The sequence below is a fragment of the Serratia sp. P2ACOL2 genome (assembly GCF_003691565.1).
Classification (GTDB): Bacteria; Pseudomonadota; Gammaproteobacteria; order Enterobacterales; family Enterobacteriaceae; genus Serratia; species Serratia liquefaciens.
The window spans coordinates 1,531,964-1,556,139 of the sequence record NZ_CP033162.1 but is presented as its reverse complement, the minus strand read 5'-3'; the positions used below and the strand labels follow the sequence as shown (position 1 = coordinate 1,556,139).

The 24,176-nt window shown below is 57.0% G+C and carries 25 protein-coding genes and 1 pseudogene; 3 read left to right on the top strand and 23 right to left on the bottom strand.

What is annotated here, in order from left to right:
* Positions 1–29: 29 nt before the first annotated feature.
* The 8 genes from EBA31_RS07470 to EBA31_RS07435 all read right to left on the bottom strand — a co-directional run bounded on the left by EBA31_RS07470 (position 30) and on the right by EBA31_RS07435 (position 7,259).
* Positions 30–509: a YbjO family protein gene (locus EBA31_RS07470; protein WP_116691166.1), complete on the bottom strand. Its 480-nt coding sequence runs from the start codon at positions 507–509 to the stop codon at positions 30–32.
* 222 nt (positions 510–731) lie between these two features.
* Positions 732–1,577: a putrescine ABC transporter permease PotI gene (gene potI / locus EBA31_RS07465; protein ID WP_020826081.1), complete on the bottom strand. Its 846-nt coding sequence runs from the start codon at positions 1,575–1,577 to the stop codon at positions 732–734.
* Entirely contained in the window at positions 1,574–2,539 is a 966-nt protein-coding gene (potH, locus tag EBA31_RS07460) for a putrescine ABC transporter permease PotH (protein ID WP_020826080.1), read from the bottom strand. Before potH ends, potI begins: the two co-directional genes overlap by 4 nt.
* A 25-nt stretch (positions 2,540–2,564) precedes the next feature.
* A complete protein-coding gene (potG, locus tag EBA31_RS07455; RefSeq protein ID WP_020826079.1) occupies positions 2,565–3,698 on the bottom strand; it encodes a putrescine ABC transporter ATP-binding subunit PotG in 1,134 nt (377 codons plus the stop codon).
* Positions 3,699–3,835: 137 nt separating this feature from the next.
* A complete protein-coding gene (gene potF, locus EBA31_RS07450) occupies positions 3,836–4,945 on the bottom strand; it encodes a spermidine/putrescine ABC transporter substrate-binding protein PotF (RefSeq protein WP_122078069.1) in 1,110 nt (369 codons plus the stop codon).
* Positions 4,946–5,353: 408 nt separating this feature from the next.
* Positions 5,354–5,833, bottom strand: coding sequence for a YbjN domain-containing protein (locus EBA31_RS07445; RefSeq protein ID WP_020826077.1), 480 nt, complete (start codon positions 5,831–5,833; stop codon positions 5,354–5,356).
* A gap of 161 nt (positions 5,834–5,994) precedes the next feature.
* Entirely contained in the window at positions 5,995–6,897 is a 903-nt protein-coding gene (rimK, locus tag EBA31_RS07440; protein WP_046374023.1) for a 30S ribosomal protein S6--L-glutamate ligase, read from the bottom strand.
* A 56-nt stretch (positions 6,898–6,953) separates the two neighbouring features.
* Positions 6,954–7,259, bottom strand: a complete 306-nt coding sequence (locus tag EBA31_RS07435) for a YbjC family protein (RefSeq protein ID WP_020826075.1) — start codon at positions 7,257–7,259, stop codon at positions 6,954–6,956.
* Positions 7,260–7,501: 242 nt separating this feature from the next.
* Here EBA31_RS07435 and EBA31_RS07430 point away from each other — a divergent pair, with 242 nt between their 5' ends.
* Positions 7,502–7,765: a GrxA family glutaredoxin gene (locus EBA31_RS07430; protein ID WP_012006074.1), complete on the top strand. Its 264-nt coding sequence runs from the start codon at positions 7,502–7,504 to the stop codon at positions 7,763–7,765.
* A 43-nt stretch (positions 7,766–7,808) separates the two neighbouring features.
* On the opposite strand, the pseudogene EBA31_RS07425 reads toward EBA31_RS07430, so the two are convergent.
* Positions 7,809–8,197: pseudogene (locus EBA31_RS07425) on the bottom strand (inner membrane protein YbjM).
* Positions 8,198–8,624: 427 nt separating this feature from the next.
* On the opposite strand from EBA31_RS07425, the gene EBA31_RS07420 reads away from it, so the two are divergent.
* Positions 8,625–10,313: an aspartate:alanine antiporter gene (locus EBA31_RS07420; protein WP_041414378.1), complete on the top strand. Its 1,689-nt coding sequence runs from the start codon at positions 8,625–8,627 to the stop codon at positions 10,311–10,313.
* A gap of 294 nt (positions 10,314–10,607) precedes the next feature.
* Here the strand turns inward: EBA31_RS07420 and EBA31_RS07415 are convergent, their stop codons facing one another.
* The 8 genes from EBA31_RS07415 to EBA31_RS07380 all read right to left on the bottom strand — a co-directional run bounded on the left by EBA31_RS07415 (position 10,608) and on the right by EBA31_RS07380 (position 17,584).
* Complete coding sequence (locus EBA31_RS07415; RefSeq protein WP_072265518.1) at positions 10,608–10,826, bottom strand: DNA-binding transcriptional regulator; 219 nt, start codon at positions 10,824–10,826, stop codon at positions 10,608–10,610.
* Between the two features lie 99 nt (positions 10,827–10,925).
* Complete coding sequence (locus EBA31_RS07410) at positions 10,926–12,074, bottom strand: phage late control D family protein (RefSeq protein ID WP_122078067.1); 1,149 nt, start codon at positions 12,072–12,074, stop codon at positions 10,926–10,928.
* Positions 12,071–12,556 (bottom strand): phage tail protein, encoded by a 486-nt coding sequence (locus EBA31_RS07405; protein ID WP_015379102.1) that lies wholly within the window; start codon positions 12,554–12,556, stop codon positions 12,071–12,073. Before EBA31_RS07405 ends, EBA31_RS07410 begins: the two co-directional genes overlap by 4 nt.
* Before the next feature lie 4 nt (positions 12,557–12,560).
* Positions 12,561–15,407 (bottom strand): phage tail tape measure protein, encoded by a 2,847-nt coding sequence (locus EBA31_RS07400; protein WP_122078065.1) that lies wholly within the window; start codon positions 15,405–15,407, stop codon positions 12,561–12,563.
* Complete coding sequence (locus tag EBA31_RS07395; protein ID WP_026142543.1) at positions 15,400–15,522, bottom strand: GpE family phage tail protein; 123 nt, start codon at positions 15,520–15,522, stop codon at positions 15,400–15,402. The genes EBA31_RS07400 and EBA31_RS07395 overlap by 8 nt, the downstream gene beginning before the upstream one ends.
* A 32-nt stretch (positions 15,523–15,554) precedes the next feature.
* A complete protein-coding gene (locus EBA31_RS07390) occupies positions 15,555–15,836 on the bottom strand; it encodes a phage tail assembly protein (RefSeq protein ID WP_046687834.1) in 282 nt (93 codons plus the stop codon).
* A gap of 53 nt (positions 15,837–15,889) precedes the next feature.
* Positions 15,890–16,399 (bottom strand): phage major tail tube protein, encoded by a 510-nt coding sequence (locus tag EBA31_RS07385; protein ID WP_023447563.1) that lies wholly within the window; start codon positions 16,397–16,399, stop codon positions 15,890–15,892.
* A gap of 15 nt (positions 16,400–16,414) precedes the next feature.
* Positions 16,415–17,584 carry a phage tail sheath protein gene (locus EBA31_RS07380; RefSeq protein ID WP_122078063.1) on the bottom strand — a complete coding sequence of 390 codons (1,170 nt, stop codon included), beginning with the start codon at positions 17,582–17,584 and terminating at the stop codon, positions 16,415–16,417.
* A 728-nt stretch (positions 17,585–18,312) separates the two neighbouring features.
* On the opposite strand from EBA31_RS07380, the gene EBA31_RS07375 reads away from it, so the two are divergent.
* Entirely contained in the window at positions 18,313–18,531 is a 219-nt protein-coding gene (locus tag EBA31_RS07375) for a biofilm development regulator YmgB/AriR family protein (protein WP_122078061.1), read from the top strand.
* A gap of 168 nt (positions 18,532–18,699) precedes the next feature.
* Here EBA31_RS07375 and EBA31_RS07370 read toward each other — a convergent pair whose 3' ends face one another.
* From EBA31_RS07370 to EBA31_RS07345, 6 genes are read right to left on the bottom strand one after another with little or no spacing between them, the layout of a single operon-like run.
* Complete coding sequence (locus EBA31_RS07370) at positions 18,700–19,224, bottom strand: tail fiber assembly protein (protein WP_122078059.1); 525 nt, start codon at positions 19,222–19,224, stop codon at positions 18,700–18,702.
* A gap of 1 nt (position 19,225) precedes the next feature.
* The gene (locus EBA31_RS07365) at positions 19,226–21,742 is read right to left on the bottom strand and encodes a phage tail protein (RefSeq protein ID WP_238387436.1); all 2,517 of its coding nucleotides are present in this window, start codon (positions 21,740–21,742) and stop codon (positions 19,226–19,228) included.
* Between the two features lie 9 nt (positions 21,743–21,751).
* Entirely contained in the window at positions 21,752–22,285 is a 534-nt protein-coding gene (locus EBA31_RS07360) for a phage tail protein I (protein WP_015379109.1), read from the bottom strand.
* Positions 22,278–23,186: a baseplate assembly protein gene (locus EBA31_RS07355; protein ID WP_122078054.1), complete on the bottom strand. Its 909-nt coding sequence runs from the start codon at positions 23,184–23,186 to the stop codon at positions 22,278–22,280. Before EBA31_RS07355 ends, EBA31_RS07360 begins: the two co-directional genes overlap by 8 nt.
* 4 nt (positions 23,187–23,190) lie before the next feature.
* Entirely contained in the window at positions 23,191–23,541 is a 351-nt protein-coding gene (locus EBA31_RS07350) for a GPW/gp25 family protein (protein WP_060457481.1), read from the bottom strand.
* Entirely contained in the window at positions 23,538–24,167 is a 630-nt protein-coding gene (locus tag EBA31_RS07345; RefSeq protein ID WP_122078052.1) for a phage baseplate assembly protein V, read from the bottom strand. The genes EBA31_RS07350 and EBA31_RS07345 overlap by 4 nt, the downstream gene beginning before the upstream one ends.
* Positions 24,168–24,176: the final 9 nt, after the last annotated feature.

Sequence of the window (24,176 nt, the reverse complement as noted above, 5' to 3'; positions counted from 1 at the left end):
AGAGTTTATCACTCTACGCCCTTAAAATCTCAATTGCGCGCGGCGAAATAGCGGCGGCTAGTGGCAGGAACGAACAATAAGGCTAGGATGACGACATCGGGGATTTTCTGCAGGATTAACACGTGCAGAATTTGGCCGCTGGTCTCGCCCTCCACGGTGAAGACTTCGGGCAAAAAGCTGCCGATGGTCGCCAACAGCAAATAACCGACCACCGCACACTGACAGGCCACATAGACCCAACGCCCCCAATTGCGACCGCGCATTACCGCAAAACCGCAGCTGATTTGCAGGCACAGCAGCACCAGACCAGCCAAAAATATCAGGGTGGAATCCCAGGCCTGGGCGCTGGTGCTGACAAACTCCTGAGCGCCATCGACGCCCAGTTCACCCAACAGCAACAGCACGCTGATGCATTTGATAGCCACCATCGCCGTACCGGCCACCATCACCGGTACTGGCGCATCTGAAGTCGTTCTCATTCCCTGCCTGCTGTTCAGCATGTCTGCCATGTCCATGTTCCGCAACGAAAACGCCGTCTATACCCTCATCTTTCAAGTTGCAGCGTGGTTACCTGCGCTCACACCCCAGTTACTTAAGTAAGCGCCTGGGGAAGAGCGAGCTGGCCGCCTGGCTGTAACTCTAAAGCTGTAGGGTATATTCAAACGAGATATATAAAGTCAGGTAATCAATTGCAATACCAATAATTGCAAAAATAGCAGGTTTAATCAGACTCAGCTACGGGCGGCCTTTTGTAATTCGCGCGATCGCTGTTTTTCCGAGCGAGCCATAAACCACCAGGCGATCAGACCGATAATCCCCACCACCAGCAGGATCAAACTGGCCAGGGCGTTGATTTCCGGATTAACCCCCATACGCACGCTGGAGAACACCAGCATCGGCAAGGTGGTCGCGCCCGGCCCGGCGACAAAGCTGGCAATCACCAGGTCATCCAGCGACAGTGTGAATGCCAACATCCAGCCGGCAACCAGCGCCGGTGCAATCATTGGCAGCGTGATCACGAAAAACACCTTCAACGGCGTCGCGCCCAAATCCATCGCGGCCTCTTCGATCGAGCGATCCAATTCACGCAGGCGCGAACTGATCACTACTGAAACGTAGGCAGTACAGAAGGTGACGTGCGCCAGCCAGATGGTGAACATGCCGCGTTCCGACGGCCAACCCAACGTATGCCCCATCGCCACAAACAGCAGCAGCAGCGACAGACCGGTAATCACATCCGGCATAACCAGCGGTGCGGTTAACATAAAGGCAAAGCCGGTTGAACCACGAAAACGGCCAAAACGCACCATCACCACCGCAGCAATCGCGCCAAGCACTACGGCGGCGGTCGCTGAAGCGGCAGCAATGGTCAGGCTGAGCCCGACGGCGCTGATCATCGCCGAATCATGGAATAACGCGGTATACCAACGCGTCGACCAGCCCGCCCACACCGTCACCAGTTTTGAACTGTTGAACGAGTAAATCACCAGCATCAGCATCGGCGCATACAGGAAAGTGAAACCAAGCACCAAAATAGCGATACGCCACGGTGAGCGCACTACCGGCAAGTTGTTCATCCCTGCCCCCCCATTTCCTTGTTCTGGTGCTTGTGGAACCAGATAATCGGCAAAATCAACAGCAGCAGCATCACGGTGGCAACCGCCGAAGCTACCGGCCAATCGCGGTTATTAAAGAATTCCTGCCACAGTACCCGGCCAATCATAATACTGTCAGGCCCGCCCAGCAGTTCCGGGATCACGAACTCGCCGACCGCTGGAATAAACACCAGCATCGAACCGGCAATGATACCGCCGCGGGTCAGCGGCACAATCACGCTGAAGAAGGTTTTCAGCGGTTTGGCGCCCAGATCCAGCGAGGCCTCCACCAGCGAATAATCCAGCCGCGTCAAGGCGGTATAAATCGGCAGCACCATAAACGGCAGGTAGGAGTAAACCACGCCGATATAGACCGCCAGATTGGTATGCAGGATCACCAGCGGCTGATCGATAACCCCAAGCCACAGCAAGAAATTGTTAAGGATACCGTTGTTTTTCAATATGCCCATCCAGGCATAAACGCGGATCAAAAATGAGGTCCACGACGGCAGGATCACCAACAGCAGCAAAATATTGCGGGTTGATGCTTTGCTGTGCGCCACTGCCCAGGCCAACGGATAACCAATGATCAGGCAACATACTGTTGACACCGCCGCCACCTGCAGCGACTGCAGATAGGCGTCCAGATACAGCGGATCGTCGGTCAGTTGCAGGTAATTGGCGAAGTTGAGCGCGATGTCCAACTTGCCGTCAGCCCAACTCATCAGGTCAGTGTAGGGCGGGACCGCCAGCGCCAGCTCCGCCAGGCTGATCTTGAACACAATCAGGAACGGTAGCAGGAACAGCAACGTCAGCCACAGCAGCGGCACCGCAATCACCAATTTGCGGCCGTGGGCCATTTGCAGGCGCTGGAAAAAGGCTTTCAGCGGGCCGGGTCCGTTGGCCGGCGGTTCCGGCGGCGTGCGTTCAGCAAGCATTGTCATAATGATTATTCCTCACCTTCGCCATTCACACCGTTAACACGACACAGCTGTCGGCTTCCCAACACAGCCGCACTTCGTCGCCCCAGGTCGGCATCCCTTTGCGGAAACGGTGACCGTTTTGCAATTGGGCGCTGAGCATCTGGCCGCTGAGCAGCTTCACGTGGTAGATCGACAAATCGCCAAGGTAGGCAATGTGCACCACCTCCCCCACGGCAAAGTTGCAGCCATCTTCCGGGATCTCTTCGCACAGCATGATTTTTTCCGGTCGCAACGCAACCTGGATCGGCACCCCGTCCACCACCGAGGCGTCGGAGTCTACCTTGATCGCATGACGCAAACCGGGGCTTTGCAGGATCAGGGCATCGTCCTGACGCTCTTGCAGCACGCAGTCAAATACGTTCACCGAACCGATAAACTCGGCGCTGAAACGGCTGTTCGGGTGTTCGTAGATCTCTTCCGGCTCGCCGATCTGCACAAACTTGCCGCGATTCATGATGGCGATACGGCCTGCCATGGTCATCGCCTCTTCCTGATCGTGGGTGACCATCACGCAGGTCACGCCGACGCGCTCAAGAATGTCCGTCACTTCCAGTTGCATGCGGTCACGCAGTTTTTTATCCAGCGCGCCCATCGGTTCATCCAGCAGCAGCAGCTTTGGCCGCTTGGCAAGGCTGCGCGCCAGCGCCACACGCTGGCGTTGGCCGCCGGAAAGCTGGTGTGGCTTGCGTTTGGCAAACTCCTGCATATGGACCAGCGACAGCATTTCCGCTACCCGCTCGGTGATTTCCCCACGCGGCATCTTGTCCTGTTTCAGGCCGAAGGCGATGTTTTGCTCCACCGTCATGTGCGGGAACAGGGCGTAGGACTGGAACATCATGTTAATCGGCCGCTGGTATGGCGGCACGTGCGACATGTCTTGCCCATCGAGCACGATTTGCCCTTCCGTCGGCTGTTCAAAACCGGCCAGCATGCGCAACAGCGTCGACTTGCCGCAGCCGGAGGGGCCCAGCAGGGCAAATATTTCGCCTTTGTAGATGGTCAGGCTAACGTCTTCGACCGCATTTTGGCCGTCAAAGGTTTTGGTGAGGTTACGGATTTCCAGCAGAGGGGTGAAGACCTTCTGCGACTTGGCTTGAGGACGAGGGATAGCGTCGTTCAATCGGGGTGCTCTCCGGTGCAAACAGTACAAAAAACCACGGCGATTGCCATGGCCCAAAATGGCAATGCAGGCGGGTAGCCCCGCCTGCTGGTCAAGACAACACTGAAAGCCGGGCCCGGCATTTTGGGCCCTGAGTACTAGCGTCCGCTTTTAACTTTAGTCCAGGCGCGGGTAATCACACGATCCAACTTCGGCGACTGCACGTTCAGCGTGAACAGCTTGGCACGCAGATCGGCCGGCGGGTAGACGTTCGGATTATCACGCACTTCCGCTTTCACCAGCGGAGTGGAGTCCTTCACCGCGTTGGCGTAATAGACGTAGTTGCTGATGCCGGCCATCACATCGGGCTTCATCAGGAAGTTCAGGAACTGGTAGGCGGCGTCCTTGTTTTTGGCATCTGCCGGCATGGCAAACATGTCAAAATAGGTCAGGGCCCCTTCTTTAGGAATGGCATAGGCCACGTTCACGCCGTTCTTCGCCTCTTTGGCGCGGTTGGCCGCCTGCATCACATCACCGGACCAGCCTATCGCTACGCAGATATCGCCGTTCGCCAGGTCATTGATGTATTGGGAAGAGTGGAAGTAACGGATGTTCGGCCGCAGCTTAAGCAGCAGATCGTTGGCCGCACCGGTGTAATCCGCTGCGTTGGTGCTGTTGGGATCCTTGCCCAGGTAGTGCAATACGGTAGCGTAAACTTCGCTCGGCGCATCCAGGAAGGAAACACCACAGCTTTTAAGCTTCTCGAGGTTCTCTGGCTTGAGGATCAGATCCCAGCTGTCGACCGGCGCATCTTTGCCCAGTACCGCCTTCACCTTGTCGACGTTATAGCCGATGCCGGTGGTCACCATCAGGTAAGGGATACCGTACTTGTTGTCCTTGTCATTGTGTGCCACCAACTGCAGCATTTCGGGATCAAGGTTTTTGTAGTTCGGCATCTTGCTCTTGTCGAGGGGCTCGAAAATACCGGCCTTCGACTGGCGCTCAAGGAAGTTGGATGAAGGCACTACCAGATCATAACCGGTGCTGCCCGCCATCAGTTTGCCTTCCAACACTTCATTGGAGTCAAAGACGTCGTACACCACTTTAATGCCGGTTTCTTTCTGGAATTTGGCTAAGGTGTCCGGCGCAATATAGTCGGACCAGTTATAGACGTGCAGCGTTTTTTCCTCGGCTGACGCCGTGACGGACGCGACCATCAGCAGGCCGGCAACAACACCCGATAACCACTTTTTACGTTGGGTGACCATCCGTAACTTCCTCCAAAACAGGGGTGAATCATAGAATTGAACTTGTATCGCAAACTGATACAAAACCTTTCCTGATCGAGCGCAATCGTTGCAACCGCGGATTGAATAGCTATGCAGTTGATTGCAGACACCTTTTTCAACTGCCCAGCCCGCATGGTCACCTGGGGAATCGCAAGCCCTTAGCAGAATCAGCAGCATAACCGCTGTTGCCAAAACGCACCAGCCTCCGGGGGCAAAAACGGCTTTTATCGATTTTTTATGCAGTTTCTCTCTATGTGATACGCCATTAATGGCATAAACGGCGAGAAATATCGGGCAAAAGAGGGTAAAACGCAGAATATATTATCGTGGAAGGGAATAACGGCAGCATGCCGCCAGAAGGGCGACATGCATAATCTACAGCAGGGATCAGTGCAACATTGGCAGGCGTTCGGCGCTAGCCGGGTTCTCTTCTTCGTCACCCATAAACAGCAGATCGTTCGCCCGCGCCTCGAGGATCACCATGGAGATCTGCTCTTCGCCCTGCTGCATAAAGTGCGTGAACTGTTCCAGCGTGACGCCCACGGCGATACTTAGCGACTGACAGACGATCAGCTTCGGCAGGTTATCATCCTGGATATCGACAAAGGCTTTGATGGTCAGCGAACTGGCGTTGATCTGGCTGAGATCGGCCACCAGAGGGATCAGCGCGGTCGGCTTCACCTCGGCCAGGGCGGAAAACAGAATAACGTTGTCCACCAGATCGAGTTTGGCGTCAAATACGCCGTCGAAGTTTTGCATGTGCGGCAGGTGCAGCGCCTGACAGGAATCGCACTCAAAGAATGAAATGCCCGATTGATCCAGCCAGCGTCGCAACAACGCCAAATCAGGGACAATGAGTGAATCCATAATACCAGCCTCACAATATTCAAAACGCGAAAAGGCGCATAGCTTACGGAATATTCCCCCGCGATGCCACGACCAATACGGCTTAATTCGCTATTTGGGCAAATATCGCCGGGAAAAAACCGCAAAGCTGTCGATTGCAAAGCCGATTTTGGTCGGCAACATCAGCCGCCCGACTTGAGACGAAATCCCGCTCTGGCGCGCGGCTCGATATACTCGATCATCATGCCGGCAATATCCAATCCCGTGGTGGTTTCCACCCCTTCAAGCCCCGGTGAGGCGTTCACTTCCATCACCAGCGGGCCGCGAGTCGCTCGCAAAATATCTACCCCGGCGACGTCCAGTCCCAGCGTGGTGGCCGCCTTAACCGCAACAGCTCGCTCTTTGGCGGTGATGCTTACTTTGCGGGCGGTACCGCCACGGTGCAGATTGGACCGGAACTCTCCGGGCTTGGCCTGACGCTCAATCGCGGCCACTACCTTGCCGCCGACCACCAGACAACGCACGTCACTGCCCTGTGCCTCGCGAATATATTCCTGCACCAGGATATGGGCGTTAAGGCCGCGAAAGGCGTCAATCACGCTTTCCGCCGCCTGGCGGGTTTCCGCCAGCACCACGCCGATACCCTGCGTCCCCTCCACCAGTTTGACCACCAGTGGCGCACCGCCGACCAGCTCAATCAAATCACCGGTATCGTCCGGCGAATGGGCAAAACCGGTGATTGGCAGATCGATCCCCTGGCGTGCCAGCAACTGCAGCGAACGCAGTTTGTCACGTGCACGGGTGATCGCCACCGACTCATTCAGCGGGTAACTGCCCAGCAGCTCAAACTGGCGCAGTACGGCGGTACCATAAAAGGTGATGGCGGAGCCGATGCGCGGGATCACCGCATCGTAGCGTTCCAACTGACGGCCGCGATAATGAATGGTCGGCGCGGCTGGGTTAATGTTCATATAGCAAGAAAGCGGATCGATAATATCCACGCTGTGGCCGCGCTGCTCTGCCGCCTCCACCAAACGCTTGCATGAGTACAGCGTTCCATCGCGCGAAAGAATGGCAATTTTCACTCGTCACCCCAAAAAGGCAATCACCTGCCAGGCAGGCCTGCACCGACGGCCGTCACTCAGGCGCGCGGCTCACTGTCGTTTTTATCGACCGGCGAATGAGGCTTATGCCGATCGTTCTGCGGCGGCTGACCGCCGCGCATTAGCGGGCCGAATCCTTGCACCACGCGCCAAACCAAAAAAGCCGCCGCCGGGACCATCAGCGCCACGCCGAGGAAAATCATGCCCACCGCTGCCTGCTGGGAAGCCAACCAGCCCGGCAATTGAACGTGACCGTGAATGCTCAGATAAGCCAGCACTAATGACAGCATGCCCAGGCCTTCCAAAACCAACACCGTACGGGGTAAGTCACCGAATGAACGCATATTTTTCTTCTCCAGAAGCTCTGCCTCCAGTGTAGTGAATTCCCCCCGATGGCGACAGCCCCGGCGGCTTAATCGGTTAGATGAATCAGATTAACAGGTAATTCCTGCTTTTTTTTCGCTGACCCAACGGGCATAGTAGGCGCCATCAATGCGGGTAATGCTCAACCTTAAGTCTTTTTTGACTGACAGAATGTCATTGCAGTTGCGATTAAATTATTGAATATCAATCTAAGGAGTGTTGCATGTTTGCAGTTATCTTCGGGCGCCCAGGCTGTCCTTATTGTGTCCGTGCGAAAGAGTTGGCGGAAAAACTGACTGAAGAACGTGACGATTTCAACTTCCGTTATGTTGATATCCACGCTGAAGGCATCACCAAAGCCGATCTGGAAAAAACCGTTGGCAAACCGGTAGAAACCGTTCCGCAGATCTTCCTCGATGAGAAACACATCGGCGGCTGCACCGATTTCGAAGCTTATGCCAAAGAAAACCTGAACCTGTTCCAGTAAGTTTCAGGCAAGAACGACAAAAAGGCGCTCAGAGCGCCTTTTTTTATTGCCGTTCGCGGCGGTGACATTGCAGATAAGCCTGCAACAAGCCGCCGATAAACAGCGCCAGCAGCGCGCCAAACATGCACCAGAATACCGCGCTGGTGGCGTAAGCCAATTCCTGCCAGAACGAATAAGAGGGTGTTAACCAAAAGTGGCGGATGATCAGGCACAGCGGCAGTGCATAGAGCGCACCCAGTAACGGGCAGAGAATGCGTTTTTTACTCGACAGATAACTGGCAACCACGCCGGGTATCACGAACAGCAACAGGCCGGTCTCCCCCGATGCTCATGATCGGTACTGCCAAAGACTCCGCTCTGCTGGCCGAGATACACCAGGCTGAACAGCAGGAAACAGCTCAAAATACCCCACCAATACCGTTCGCTCGCCATACCCTACTCCCCCTTAATCTGTTACCACACCGTAGAAATCAGCCGTGTCACAAAGCCGGTGACGCCTTGCCGAAGAACGGCAACGCTGAACTGAACTTTTTCCTTGGCTACTAAAAGAGAGCTATCCCGCTAAATTTCAGGCTGCGTATCCTCGGCCCCGGCGGCTATGCCGTTGGGCAGAGCACGTCTCTGGCTGCAGACGACGGCGTTGCGGCTTGAAATACAACGAGTAAAAATGCGTTCGGCGGCGCAGGAACTCAGCTTTATGCTGGCTGTCATGCGCCATAGCGACTAGAATAAACGCCGCCGATCGATGGTTCGAATCGCCTTCCGCTGGTTAGTTATTTATGACGTCGATTTTTGACTGAATTTATATCTTATAGTTATCTATATCAAGCACTTACTGGTAAACAATAAGTTATCCTCCGTGAACATAAACGTCGCTAGTTTGTTAAACGGTAACTACATCCTGTTACTGTTCGTGGTACTCGCACTGGGGCTGTGCCTCGGTAAAGTCCGTCTGGGCTCCGTTCAACTCGGTAATTCCATTGGCGTTTTGGTGGTTTCGCTGCTGCTTGGCCAACAACATTTCGCCATTAACACCGAAGCGCTAAATCTCGGCTTTATGCTGTTTATTTTCTGCGTTGGCGTGGAAGCCGGGCCCAACTTTTTCTCGATATTTTTCCGCGACGGTAAAAATTACCTGATGCTGGCGCTGGTAATGGTCGGTTCCGCGATGGTGATCGCCATCGGTCTCGGCAAACTTTTCCATTGGGATATTGGCCTGACCGCCGGCATGCTCGCCGGATCCATGACCTCAACCCCAGTCCTGGTAGGCGCCGGCGATACGCTGCGCAATACCATCACCAACGGCCCGGCGCTGCTGGCGGCACAGGATCATCTGAGCCTCGGCTATGCCCTGACCTACCTGATTGGCCTGGTGAGTCTGATTTTCGGCGCACGTTACCTGCCTAAGCTGCAACACCAGGACCTTTCCACCTCCGCTCAGCAAATTGCCCGCGAACGTGGCCTGGACACGGACAGCCAACGCAAGGTTTATTTGCCGGTTATCCGCGCTTACCGCGTGGGACCAGAGCTGGTGGCCTGGGCCGATGGCAAAAACCTGCGCGAACTGGGCATCTATCGCCAGACCGGCTGCTATATCGAACGCATTCGTCGTAACGGTATTTTGGCGAACCCGGACGGTGACGCGGTGCTACAGGTAGGCGATGAAATCTCGCTGGTTGGCTACCCCGATGCCCATGCACGGCTGGATCCCAGCTTCCGCAACGGCAAAGAGGTCTTCGACCGCGATCTGCTGGACATGCGCATCGTCACCGAAGAGATTGTGGTCAAGAACAGCAATGCGGTGAACAAGCGCCTGAGCCAGCTGAAGCTGACCGATCATGGCTGCTTCCTCAACCGGGTGATCCGTAGCCAGATTGAAATGCCAATCGACGACAGTATCGTGCTCAACAAGGGCGATGTACTGCAGGTCAGCGGCGACGCTCGCCGGGTGAAAAGCGTGGCGGAGAAGATTGGCTTTATCTCGATCCACAGTCAGGTCACCGACCTGTTGGCATTCTGCGCCTTCTTTATCATCGGGCTATTGATTGGCCAGATCACCATCCAGTTCAGCAACTTCTCGTTCGGCATCGGTAACGCCGCCGGCTTGCTGATGTCCGGCATCATGCTCGGCTTCCTGCGTGCCAACCACCCGACCTTTGGCTACATTCCGCAGGGCGCGCTCAATATGGTGAAAGAGTTCGGCCTGATGGTGTTTATGGCCGGTGTTGGCCTGAGCGCCGGTGCCGGTATTGGCCACAGCCTGGGTGCCGTTGGCGGCCAGATGCTGATTGCCGGACTGATCGTAAGCCTGGTGCCGGTGGTGATCTGCTTCCTGTTCGGCGCTTACGTGCTGCGCATGAACCGTGCCCTGCTGTTTGGCGCCATTATGGGGGCCCGCACCTGTGCGCCGGCGATGGAGATTATCAGCGACACCGCACGCAGCAATATCCCTGCCCTGGGCTATGCCGGTACCTATGCTATCGCTAACGTATTGTTAACCCTGGCCGGTTCGCTGATTGTGGTGCTGTGGCCGGGGATCCTCGGCTAAACGATAAGCAATGAAGATGAATCAGTGGCAAAAATATTTTGAAATTTTTATCCCCGGTGAGAACTTTCCTTGCCGGGGGTAGTCTGAATTAGTGCCACTGCTTTTCTTTGATGTCCCCATTTTGTGGAGCCCGTTAGTCCCGCCTTTTTAGGTTCAAGACTATCGGGTTTTTTGTTGCCTTGAAAAAATATCCTTATAAAACAATGCCACACAAAGCACATAACTCCCCTGTGGCGACAAAGTGGCGACAGCCATTTTACGGGCATAAAAAAACCTGCTTTCGCAGGCTTCTTGTTAAATCCAAAGTGTTCCCTGATTGCTTCGGGTTGGGTGTGGCGGAGCGATATCAACTTTGCCCGGTGATACGATCTGCCGCTGAATAGATTCCAACGTCACAAAAGTACAACTGCAATTTATGTTTTGGCATTGATGATAACGCTCTTTAGTATTCTCACTTAGATAGCGGCTTGTGCGGGCATGGGCGGCAGTTCGGCAAAGCGGGCAATGCATCATGTTGATATTCCCTTCTCAATCTCTCATTTGTCGCGATAATACTCCGCCCGATCGAGAACAAAACCACCTTTAAGTGAATTTACAAAACATCAATTCACATTACGAGACTTCATAAATCACATCCGACAGCAAAACTTCAAACTCCAGTGCCGTCGTAAAACCGCCGTTACTCAAATTGTGCGTGACTTTGCTCACTATCCAGTCTTGCGCATCGATCGCCGCTTTAAACCCGCTGACGCGTACCGGCGTTTCCGGCGTGATGTTAGCCCGCCCCATCGCCAGCGACAGTGAGAACTCAGCCACACCGCGCTGAAGCTTTTCCCACTTTGCCTGTGCTGCCCGCATCGCGGCGGCCTTGGTGGCGTAAATTTTGGTGATCGCAAACACGTTATCGTCAGCCCCCACCAGATAATCGCCTTTCGCTGCCTCCGCCGGTTTCCCCGGTTTTTTACTGCTGCCCGGTTTCGCCTTCGGGTGTTGCAGCGCGCGCAAATGCTGCTCTTTTGGCTTGCGCTGCAGCTTCACTTTCTTCGGTTTCGGCTGTTTTGTGTTGAGCCAGCTCGCCGTAACGCCGGTATAGGCATCCCGATCGGCAATGCTGAAACTGTGCTGATCGCCATCCTGCCGGGTGATGGTATACACCGGCAATGGCTTCCCGCCTACCGTGGCGCCGTTCCCCGGTCGCAACAACAGCAGAACGCCATTTTTCACCGCCGCCACCGCGCCGTTGAGCGTTGCCAGCCGGGTAATAAATGCCGCATCCGTCTCCTGCGTCTGGTCGATATGGCTGATTTTGATGGTGCCCAGACCGGCGGCCAGCAAGGCTTTCAGCTTATTACGCGCAGCCACCTTCTGCACAATGTCGCCCAGGGTGGTGTCGTGGTAGGACTCATCGCGCCGGGTGTTCAGCGAGCCGCGAAAATCCGCACTACGCGCGCGAATAGTCAACGTGTCCGGCGCGCCCCGGTGTTCGACCTCATCGACCGTAAACTGGCCTTTTGGCGTCAATGGCGAGCCTTGCCAGCCGAGCGCCAGCGACAGCACCGCATTGCGCTGAGGCATCGCCATCAGTCCGTCGCTGTCATCCAGTTCGATGTCGAGCTGGTCGGCCTCAAAGCCCCGGTTATCCGTCAGCGATAACGAAATCAGCCGCTTGCGGATGTTCTGCGTGATGTCGTTATCCTGCAGCAACAGCGAAAAATCCGGGGCAACTCGCGCCCCGGCTGGCAGGCTTACGCCGCTTTTCATGATAACAACCCTCCCATAGCACCGGCGGCCTTCCCGGCCATCTCTCCGGCTTTATCGTACAGCTCCCCGGCCTGCTGGCGCAGATCGCCAAACATCGCCGACAGGGATTCATCGACCCGCTTCAGGTTGAGCGTGAACTCTGTGCGGCGCGGGCTGCCGTCGGCGAAAAACTCGGAGTGCGTTTCAGAAATCGACTCGATCACAAACATGCCGTAAATCGTGCCGGTGCCTTCAATCAGCGGCCACGCCCGGCCCTGCTCGGCCATCAGTTGCAGCGTCAGCAGTGACCAGCGGCCGCCGGTGATCTCCGGCAGCAGCACCCCGGACAGCGTGATTTTTTCCTCATCCATCCCCAGAAATTGCGCCGCCGGGCGCAGGCCAACGCGGGCGTTGCTCGGCCAGCGATATTCCGCGTTGCGGCTCATGGACTGATACGGCAGCGTCTGCAGCATAAAAACAAACAGGCCCAGCGTTAACATCATGGTTTTACCCTTCGTAGTTCATGCGGCTGCGCGCGGCGGCCGCGTGTTTGCGTCGTTCGGCCTCAAGCTGGCGCGAGACTTCGCGCGCAATAGATGCCGCGTCTTGGCCGGGGGCGCCGTACACCTGAATGGTGATCGGGGCTGGCGCCGTAGCGGGTGCGGCAGCCGGGGCCGACGCCATCACCGGCGTTGACAGCGATAACATCGCCGCCGACAGCGCCGCCGTTTTCCGGCGCCCGGTGACGTTCGCCGGGCCGTTGACAATCTCCGGGCCTCGCTCGCCGACGATGCCGAACTGGCCGCGCGGGATGATGCCGCCCTTGTCGAATGCCCCCGCATAGCCCGGCCCCGGCATCAGCTCAGGCGCCGGGCGGTTGTATGAAATCGCCGGGTTAACCTCCGCCTCATCGTCGCCAAACTTCATCCAGTCAGGCAGCATATCCGTGAGGCCGGAAAACTTGTCTTTCAGCGCCTGCCAGCGCTCGCTAATGCCGTCAATGACCCCGTTAATCATGTTCATCCCGACTTCTTTGAACTGCCCCGGCAGCGCTTTAGCCCCGTTTACCAGCCCCTCCCATTTGCCATTAAGCCAGCCGGTCAGCCGATCCCATGCCTGAACCGTGGCGGCGCTCAGCGCCAGCCATGCCGCGTTAACACGCTCGCCGATGGTGTCCCAGACGGCGGCGGCACGCTCCGCAATGCCGCTCGCAACGCCCCAGATGCCGGTCAGCAGGCCGGGCAATCCGCCCAACAGCTGCAGCGGCAGGCTCAATCCGACCGCGATCCACTCACCGAACATGCGCCCATAGCGCGCGGCAGTCTGGAGTTCGGCCTGTGAAGATTTCACCGGCTCGATCAGCTTGCCGAACCACTGCCAGACGTTGCGTACCATGCTCAGCAGCGGCGTAAATGCGCCTGCCAGCGGGACAAGCGCGGCGCGCATCGGCGCGAAAGCGGCGCTGAAGCCTTCGCCGATACCCGTTAAAAAGGCGCTGAGAGGTTCCCAATATTTACGGATAGTCAACGCCACACCGGCAATCACCGCCGCCGCCGCGACCACCGGCAGGGTGATCACACTGAATGCGGCCGCAATCCCGGCGCCGACGGTGGTAAAGACCGTTCCCAGCAGCCCGGCCCCGGCGATCAACATATTGACCCCGGCCATTACCGGCCATGCGATAAGGCCCAGCGCAGCGAGGCCGCCGATCAGGGCCGTGACGCCCGCCGTGACTTTCACCAGTGTGCCGACCAGCTCAGGATTGGCCTTCACCCATGCTCCCGCCTTGGTGAGCCATTCGGTGGCGGAAACCGTGAGTTTGCGCAGCGCTGAATTCTGGCCGTCGAACACCTCAATGCGAACATCTTCCCACGCCGAAAACAGGTTTTTCAGGTCGCCGTCGAGGTTGTCCACCTTCACTCTGGCAATCTGGGCCGTAGCCCCTTTTGACTGGGTGACTGTGCTGTGTTTTTCGCTCAGCTTGCCGTTACCGGCGGCGTCAATCAGCTTGATAGCGCCTTTCATCGCCTCTTCGCCGAAAATGACTTTCAGGTATTCGGCCTGCTGCGCGGTGCCGAGCTTGTTGGTTTTAAACGAGCCGTTAATTTTCTTGAGGATGTTCGCGATCGGGAGCATGTTCCCTTTGCCGTCCTTGGTTTTTACGCCCAATTCTGACAACGCATCAGCCGCCTGCCCGACGGGCGCCTGTAACCGCGTAAACATCGCACTGGCCGCCGTACCGGCCATAGACCCCTTGATGCCGTTATCGGCCAACACGCCCAGCAAGGCGGTGGTGTCCTCGATACTGGCCCCGGCCGCCTCGGCGATCGGCGCGACGTACTTCATCGCCTCGCCAAAATCCATCAGGTTGCTGTTCGAGCTGGTGAAGCCTTTGGTCATCACATCCGCGACGCGCTGGATCTCGTCTATCGGCATGTTAAACGCCGATTGCATGTTGGTGATGATGTCGGCCGCGTCGGCGATGTCCAGATCGGAGGCCAGCGCCAGATTGACCGTTGATTCGGTCGATTTCAGAATGGCATCGCCGTTAAAGCCGGATTTCGCCAATACGGATTGCGTGCGCGCGACGTCCGTCGGCGAAAACGCGGTCGTGGCGCCAATATCCCGCGCCTGCTGACGAATGGCGGCCAGTTGCTGGTCATTCTTCGATAGTCCGAGCGTGGCTTGCGTGTCTGACATCTGCCTGTCGAACTGCACCCCCGGCGCAATAAACGCCCCTTCAGCGACCAGCCCGGCGGTAGCGATACCCAGCCCGGCCGCGCTGGTATTACGGACAGCCGCGGTTGCCGATTGCCCGGCACGGTAACGCGCGCCGACGCGCTTAACCTGCTCTTGTTTCTTGCTCAGGCGATCCAGCTCGCCGCGCTGGCGGCCCAGCGCTGTCGTGGCTTCGCTGGCGCTGGCCTTCAACCGGCGCTGTTCGGCGCTCAGGTTCCGGGTGGCAATACCGTCGGCGTTGAGCGCGTCACGCTGGCGCTGCACCGACTGGCGCAGGCCGTTGTATTTCGTCTGCAGCTCGGCGGCGGCGCGCGTTGATGCCGCCAGCAAGCGCGCTTGCTGCGCCGTGGGCTTTTCCGTCGCCTTGAACTGGACGGCCAGCGCGGCCGCCTCTTCCTTGGCTTTCTTCAGTGCCTTGCCGGTAACGGCAAGCTGTCCCTGCGCCTTGCGAAATCCCTCAATCCGGGCGCTTTGCGCGTCCAGAGCCTTGAGGGTTTGTTGCGTGGTTTTGATGTCACCGGCAAGCTGTTTGCTTGCCTGTTGGATACTCTTTAGCGGGCGGGTGGCTTGGTCTACGGCCTTCAGCAAGACCTGAAGCTGCAGGCTTTTACTCATCGTGATTAACTCCGCTGCGTTGCAGTGCCTTGTGGCGCCAGTTCAACAGCTCCGTGAGCGTCATTCCGGCCATTTCAGACGGCGGCCAGTGGAAGATCACCGCGATGTCCGCCATCAGGTCATCAACGCCCAGCCGGGCGTCGGGGATTACGCTGCCGAGTTCGGCGACAAAAAACCGACCACTTTCCCGGCCAGCGCCACCAAATCCGGCAGCTCAAGGCGCGCGCATTCTTCTTTTGTCAGGTTCGGCACGGTCACACGCGGCAGCACAACCAGCAGCGCGTCAACGTCGGCGTTGGCGATCGCCGCCAGCCCGACGCCGCGCAGCGCGCCCGCGTTCGGTTTAATCACCTGCACATTGGTGATGGTTGTTTCACCGCGCTGGATCGGGGTGTCGAGGGTAACGGTATTTTCGTTTACGTCTTTCATGATGTTCTCTCAAATCAGGGGGAAAGGGCCAGCCCAGCGGGCTGGCGCAAAAATTACAGGCCGATCGCCTTGCGATGCTCGGCCAGCCGGTCAACGCCGTTGACCTTTTCGACCATGTTCACGGTATCGACCTCGATCAGCTCTTTGCCGTCCACGGTCAGCTTGAAGTAAGTACACTCGGTGGAAACCTTGGTTTCGGTATCCTCGCCCTGCTTGTACTCGCCAAAGTCAATTTCTTTGTGGCGGCCACGCATCACCACTTCCACAGCAGACACCTCGCCGGTGTCGTCACGCTGGAAGGAACCGGCAAAGCGCAGCGGCACGGCATCGACGGCGCCCCACTGTTTCAGCACCAGCTCATCAATGCCGCCCATCGACCACTCAACGGCCAGCGCGTCATCGTCCAGCCCCATATCGATGGAGGCCGCGCCGTTCATGCCGCCGCCCCGGTATTTCTCCAGCTTGCGGGTGAGCTTCGGCAGCGTCAGCGAGGACACCACGCCCATATAGCTGTAGCCGTCGTTGAACAGGTTCAGGTATTTCAGTTTTTTCGGCAGTGCCATGTTCTAACGTCTCCTTTAGCGGTTCACGGATGCCGCAAACGTCGCAAGATAGCGATCGGTGATGCGCTGGCGCAGGGTTAAATCTTCCAGCGGCGGCACCGGCGTGTAGTCGTAATCGATAAACAGCTTGCCCGCCTTCAGGGTTTCCTTGGTGTTGGCGCTTTCGTCGTACCAACAAGTGCCGTCGATAATCAGCCCGGCGGATTTCAGCTCGCGGAATTTCGCGTTGATACCGTCAATCATGTCGCGCACCAGCGTAGGCGTTACCGGGCGGTCAACGGCCCATAGATGCGCCTCGGCCATGGTATCGGCCAGCACCTGCGCGGTGCGGGTGTAGTTCTCGAACAGGAACAACGGATCATCGGAACAGGTGCGGGAACCCCAGAATTTAAAGCCGTCTTTACGAATAAGGGTGGTGACGCACGCTTGGTTTAGCAGGTCGGCATCGGTGCCGGGCGCCTGCAAATCCCAGAACACGCTGGCGGTGATGCCGGTCACGCCGTTAACACCGACGTTTGAAAGCGTCTTATGCCAGCCGGTTTCCGTGTCGATTTTGGCACGCAGGCCCAGCGCGCGGGCGGTGGCGTAGGCGATGTCGCTCTGGTTGGCGGTGGTGTTCCAGCTGACAAAATCCGGCCAGATCAGCATCAGCTCGCGCTGACTGAAATTGTCGCGGTACTTGGTAGCCTCCTGCACGGTTTTGCAGCCGTGGGCGCTGATATAGCCGAACGCGCGCAATTGCTGGCAAATCCCGGCCAGCGCCGTCGCCACCTCCAGCGAATCCAGCCCCGGCACGCCGAGGATGCGCGGCTTAACGCCCAGCTCAGCCTGTGCAGATAACAGCGCTTTCATGCCGGTGTAACGGCCTTCAGCGTTCGCGCCGCCGATGATGTTGGAGGTGGTTTCCGCCGCGTCTTTGCCGGTGGCAACGCGAACAACCACCGTGACCGGCTTCGCCTGTTCGGCGATCGCCCGCAGCGACGCCGCCAGTGTGCCTTTTTTACCGGCCTTGCCGGAGGCGGCCAGCACGTCGGTGATCAGTACCGGGGTATCGAGCGGGAAAACCGACGCGTCGGCATCCTCCGCCGTGCAGACCATGCCGACGATTGCCGTCGATACGGTGGAAATAACGCGGGTGCCGTCGTTGATTTCGACGACGCGCACGCCGTGATGATAATCGCCCATTAATTTGCTCCGGGTGGTGAGTAGGTGCAGGCATGATGACGCCCGGCGCGCCGGGCCGCACGCGATGGGCGCTGGAAGGCCGACCAGACAACAGGCCGGGCCGGATTGGGGAAATTTTTGGGTTACAACGATCGTTCGCGCCGATCAATAGCGTTGCATTGATCTACGCAATCAATTGGACGCCGGAGAGCCGGGCGGGGTAAGGTCTGGAGGTCAAGCGCGGCAACATCAGGGAAAGCCGCAAACACAAAGCCCGCATCGCTGCGGGCTTTTTTCATGGCGCTAAGGGCATCAGTTCGAAAGCACGGACTTTCGAATGGCACTTTTCCTAAGATTTCTCACTTCAGCACTTTTTGCTTGTTCACCCCTCCAAAGTGGTATACTGTCGCCAATAGACGACACACGCCTCTCATCGTCACATGCAAATAGTTCATGTAGCTATCATCACGAAATTTCGCCCCGCCGTGGGGCATTTTTTTAAGTCTTTGTCCTAAATTCGTTCCTTACCTTTCGTAATCACTTGCCATGATTTTAGAATATTCCTAACCTGAAAGTGTTATTTAGGGTTCGCAATCCCTTATAACAACCTTTGTAACGTTTGGTACACCAGAGACGAATCTTTGCCCGCTTCGGTGGGCTTTTTCAACAAAACTAAGGATGAGAATGTTTGCTCTAAAAAATGACACCTAGATTAAAGGCCCCCTATCGGCTTTTTACTTGGAGGTTGTATGAGTATTCATCACCTTACTGAAAGCGATACACAGCGTTTAGACGATATGAGCAAGGCTTTGGGGAGATGTGTTATTGCTATCCTCGTTCGAAAAAAAATAGTCAACACCGATAATATTCTTTCTCAAATAGTCGCAGAAATGGAAAAAGCATCTGATAACGATGAATTCCAGTTATATCGCAACACATTAGAGTTTGTAGGTACTCTTTCAAAATAACCGGGGAAACGTAACGATGAAAAATGAAATTGCAACCGCAATTACAATAGGAAGCATACTGCTGTTCGTCATCTTGATTGGCGCTCCCAATGTTGTAACAACCATGGTGCCATGACCATTTTCTGTTAACTACCACAATAAAAGCCCCGCATCGCTGCGGGCTTTTTATTAGACGTTGGGTGCAACAGGCCAATCAATATTCGGCGCATTTTGCGGATTGATGCGGTTCAACTGCACCCGGTAAGTTTTCCAGAGCCTGAGCTGCACGATTTCGTCTTCCATCGCTATCCCTAAATCGACCGCATCCTGAAGCGGCGCAACAGCCTTACCCGCAATCGCCAGCAATTCATTTTTTCTTGCCTCGACCTTCGCCATCATTTCTTCAGCGGAATAGGCGCGCGGGCTCACCTTCTTACCGTCAAACACCCACTCACCATTCGCCAGACAGCGCTTTGGCAGCTTCGTCGGGTTCAGCTCAATAACCGATAAGCCAATCGGCCACAGCATCGACACATCACTGTTAATCGCGCAGATAATGCCGCTTTCGTCATAAGCCAATTTTACGCTGTCCGGCGAAAACAATTTTTGCGCGGCGTACCAGTCAATACCGTTTTCATCCTGAAGATAAATCACGTTCTCGCCGAGGAATAATTCTTCCGGCGTGTATCTCTTCAAATTCTTAATATGTTGCATTTTACACCGTTCCAATTGTTGCCCATGTGCCGTTAATCAGCACCTGAACCGCTGAATAAGCGCCCCAGATTGAGGGGTTGTAGTTTGAGCCGGACATACCCGTATAAACACAGCCCGACGGTAAATCGATGCGCCCGCCGGTATCCGCAATAACCGTGCGCCCGGCCATGCGCACACCCTGAACCAGATTCTGATAGGCCCAGTTCTGCGCATTGTTCTGCGCAGCCGAGATATTTTGATTAAGCCAGTTGCTGAGGTAGCCGCCCCAGCAACTGCCTTGAACGTTGCCGTCTGGGTGCCACGTCGTCCCGCTGGAGGTGGTGATCGCAGGCCATTTACCGCCGAGATGAATACCCGACTCAAAAGCGGCGGCGCCGGTTCTGACATCCACAGAGAACGGACGCAGGGCGTTGAATGTGCCGTATTGGTCATTTTCGTTTGTCAGCAGCAGATAAAGCCGATTGCCGTCATTGCGCCAGAAGGAACCGAACCCGCCGCCGACCATGCGATAATTATCAATATGGGTAGATTGGATCTCCGCGCTGGTCTTTAGCGTCCCGGTTAACTGCCCGCCGGTCTTCGCCAGATAGCGGCCATCTGCTTCGGTTTTATTCCAGGCGTTAACGTCACCGGCCAACAAATTCACATCAGCGGACAGTGGCTTACCGTTCACCTTGATGGATCGGAGTGCGTATTTTTGGACGGCCTGCGCGTCAGTCAGGGCGCCAACATCGGCCGCCGTTGGTTTGTAGTCCGTCGTATAAACTCGCGCCCAGCGGAGCGAAGCCGTGCTGTCTTTTCGCATCGAGCGCAAATAAAACGCCATATCGCCGGAGCCTACGGCAAATTGCACATTGCGGAACTCGTTCACTTTCCCGGTAAACAACACCCCCATGCCGCCCGGCACGGGATACCCCTTATTGGTAGTGGCAACCAATGACTCAACGGTAAAGCCATTTTCGCGATTTAAGTCATCGTCAGCATTGGCGGTATTTTCGTTCGGGAATACGATACGCGGCAGAGTTAACGCCCCTTTCATCGTGTCGCCGGTCTGTTTTACATAGCGGCCATCCGCTTCGGTTTTGTTCCATGCGTTGACATCACCGGCCAACAGATTGACATCGCCGCTCAGCGGCTTACCGTTGACTTTGATAGAGCGCAGCGCATATTTCTGCACGGCCTGCGCATCCGTCAACGCCCCTGTTTCTTGGGCTGTAGGTGGCTTCGCCGTCGTATAAATGCGCGGGTTCGACGCCTGATTAGCTTCAGCCCCCCAATGCAACTCGTCATCAGCCCCAACACCAAGGCGCATTAACGCCTTTCCGGCGACTTGGAATCCGATTGAGAGATTTCCCTGAGCAGAGAGACGGCTCATCACCAATGGCGTATGCTGATTTCCCTCAATATTGAGTGTGCTACCCTCTGTTTCTGCGTTGCCGGTCTTAATCGCCAGTTTTTTTACTGTGCCGCCGGAAAGCATCAGAAAACGGCCATCGGCTTCTGTTATGCTCCATGCCCCGACGTCTGCCGCAGTCGGCTTAAATTTGGTGGTGTAAGCCTGAAACCAAGTCACACCGTTTTCCGCGATATTTGAACGGCCAAAGAATGCGTTTCCGTTGTTTTGTACCGCCATATACGCGCCCGACGGGCCACCGTCGCAGGGCAAACTCAGCACGCCATAAACATCGCCGCCCGGTGCATTCTTTGATGAGCCATTAACCCGATAGATTTCCCCCTGATTGCAATACGCATCTTCCCGGTGACGTGAGCCGCTTCCCAATCCAAAGGCTCCGACCTCCATCAGTTGCCCGCCATCTACCCCGACGTTTTTCGTCGCGGCCGTACCTAACGCCAGATTGCCACGCGCGGCGGCCTTGTCGGGCAAGTCGGACAGATTGGCGGCCTTCTTCATGCTGGCATCGCTGACCGTTTTAAGCGCCTTCGGCGTGCTGGCTTTCGTTTCGTCGGTGCTGGTCGTTGCGCTGCTCAGCTGTACCAGCCCTTTCGCCGTGGTGCTGGCGTCCGGGTGGTTTCGGGTTTTCTCATGCGCGGCGATCGCGTCGGCCACAAAATCCTTGGTCGCCAGCACGGTGTCGCCACCGGCGATCACCTGAATCGCCTCGGTGCTGCTGACAATCAGGATCATGCGCAGCGTCTGCGTGCGGCCGCTGCCTTCTTCCAGCTTCGGCTTGTAACTCTCCGCCATGTTGCTGACGGCAATCAGCGTCCCGGCCTCATCATAGAGGCCCATCTCACGCAGCCAGAAGCCGCCGACGTTTGCCGGAATAATCATCTCGGCCAGAATGTGATTTTTCAGCGCCTTATCGATAGTCAGCCCGTTGAGTGCGGCGCGGTATTTCTCGTTGACCAGCTTGGTCTGGGCCGGGTTGGGTGTCGGCAGCGTGCCGTTCCCGTCACCGACGGCCATACGGACAATTTTCAACTGCGTGCCGCCCGCGCTGGCGGCGGCAATCTTGGCCGCCCCGGCGGTGGTAATAATCGCTTTGTATTTGCTCATGATTTTCTCTTATCCGGGGTAAACGGTAATGACATCGCCATCAATGGCGGCCGCGCCGGTGTAAATCCGGCCGGGGATGTCCTGCAAAATGTTGAGGCCGATCAGGTGGCGGCTCAGGGGCTTGGCGTCGGCGATCAGGCGCTCCATTTCCTGATACATTTCCTCGGTGATGCCGGTTTCCAGCACGCCAATATCCAGCCGGAAGGTGCCGGGCGGATCGGCGCCATCGGTATGGAACCACTCAATGACATTAATCAGGTAGCCGAGCGGCTCAACCACGCGGCGCACGGCGCCGATGGTGCCCTTGTGCCGGTGTATGTAGAACGCGGCCGAAACCACGCCCCGCTTCACGTCCTCCGGCCACGCCTCATCCCAGCGATCGACAGAGAACGCCCACGCCAGATAGGGCAGCAGATGCACCGGGCAGGTTTTCGGGTTCCACAAATCACGTAGGGGAACCGGCACGCGCTCCAACTCGGCGCACGCGGCAGCGGCGGCAACTTCCAGCGGTGAGGAGCCGACAGGCAATAGACGGTTAGTCATCGGCGCGCCCTGGGGTAATGTTCACACCGGTGCAGTAACCCGCCTGCGTTTTATCCAGCACGATGTCGGCGGCCGGTTGAGCAACTTCAACACGTTCAACACCTTCCACGGTCAGCGCCGCGATGATGCCGGAACGCCGGATACTGCGGCCTAAGCGGCGCATGGTCAGTACATAATTTTGCAAACGTTGTTTCGCCTCCGTGAGGATCGGCGCAACCTCCGGGCCGGGATAGAGAAACAGCGTGGCATCAATGCCATAGCGGGTTATTTTGGCCGCTTGCACGATGACGCGATCGGCGACCGGGCGCACGTCCTCATCATTCAGCGCATCGCGGACAACCTGCAGCAGTTCGGGGCTGGCGGTGCCGTCGCCGTCCCGTGACAACACGGTGACGGTCACATTAGCCGGTGATGGGCTGATTGCCGTCACATCAGCCACCCGGCCATCGGCCGAGCGAGCGTGAAAACGGTAGGAACCGGCCGATCCCGCCGTGCTCATCCCTTCGAAAGCATCCTGCAGACGCAGGCGGTAATCTTCATCCGCTTCCATGATTGCCGGTGTCGGCGGGATAGTACTTTCATCCGCCGGGGCGATCACCAGTCGCGGCGTGTTGAAGTTGGCGCCGAGCTGGTCGAGGTCTTCGCCGGTGGAATACGCCAGCATCACCGCTTTCGCGGCATCGTTGACGCGCTGGCGTAGAATCACCTCGCGGTAGGCGTTTTCCTGCAACAGCTTAACGATCGGCTCCGACTCCAGCGCCAGCGTGCGCGCGACGGCCTCCCGCTGTTCCTCCGGGTAAAGCGAAATCAGCGTCGCCTTACGCTCTGCCAAAATGTCTTCATAATCCAGCACCTCAACGACGATCGGCGCGGGCAGCTGTGAAAGGTCAATCGTTGCCATGGTTTCAGCTCACAGGAACAGACAGCGACAGCGCGCCGGGGGCATCGGTGCGGGTGCCGGTGATGTCGATCACCATCTTGCCGTCAAAAGTGGTATTAAAGGCGATGCCGGTCAGCTTAACGCGCGGCTCCCACGCCAAAATCGCGCTGTAACAGGCGGCCATGATCTGCAGGCGCAGCGCGTCGTTCTGCGGCTGGTCGAGCAGCTCAGAGAGCAACGAGCCATAAGCCCGGCGCATCGGGCGCGAACCCTGCGGCGTGATCAGGATGTCCGCCACGGACTGGCGAATATGCTCGATGTCCGTCAGCGTGCGGCCGGTGCCTCGGTTCATGCCGATATATTTGGCGCTGTTCATGTTGGTTCCCCCGTTTTCCCGCCGCCGGTCTGGACGCCGCCGTGGGTGTGCGTATCAACAACAATTCCATTCGACGAGAACGAGCCGCCGCTGTGCTCAATGTTCCCGCGCATCTCCCCGCCTTTTTGCACTTCCAGCGTGCCGGTGGTGAGTTTGTTGGTGCAGACCACCTCCGGCGCATCGAGCGTGATTTTGTCAGCCTTAACGATCACCACTTTAGTGCTGGCGGTGATGGACTCCAACGCCTGCACGTCAGCGGTTTTAATGCCTGACACACTCAGCGCGCCGGTTTCCGGTTCGTACTCGATGACCGCGCCATCCGGGAACGCGATATGCAGCGCATCCGCCGACGCAGACGGGGCCGGGAAGTCGTCAGAGAAAATGCCGCACAGCACAAACGCGGTATCGAGTTCGCCACCCAGCGCAAAGATCAGCACCTGCTCACCGACAGAAGGCGCCGACCAGCTGCGAGTACGCCCGGCGCGACAGGTTAGCCAGTTGAGCCAGTCGGTAAGATTGCCGCCGGTTTCGACGCGGCACAGGCCGTTATCAAGGTCAACGGTGCTCACGGTGCCGATGCGTATCAGGTTGCGCAGCAGGCGCAAAATGTCGTGTTGATTGTTCATGCTGGAAGG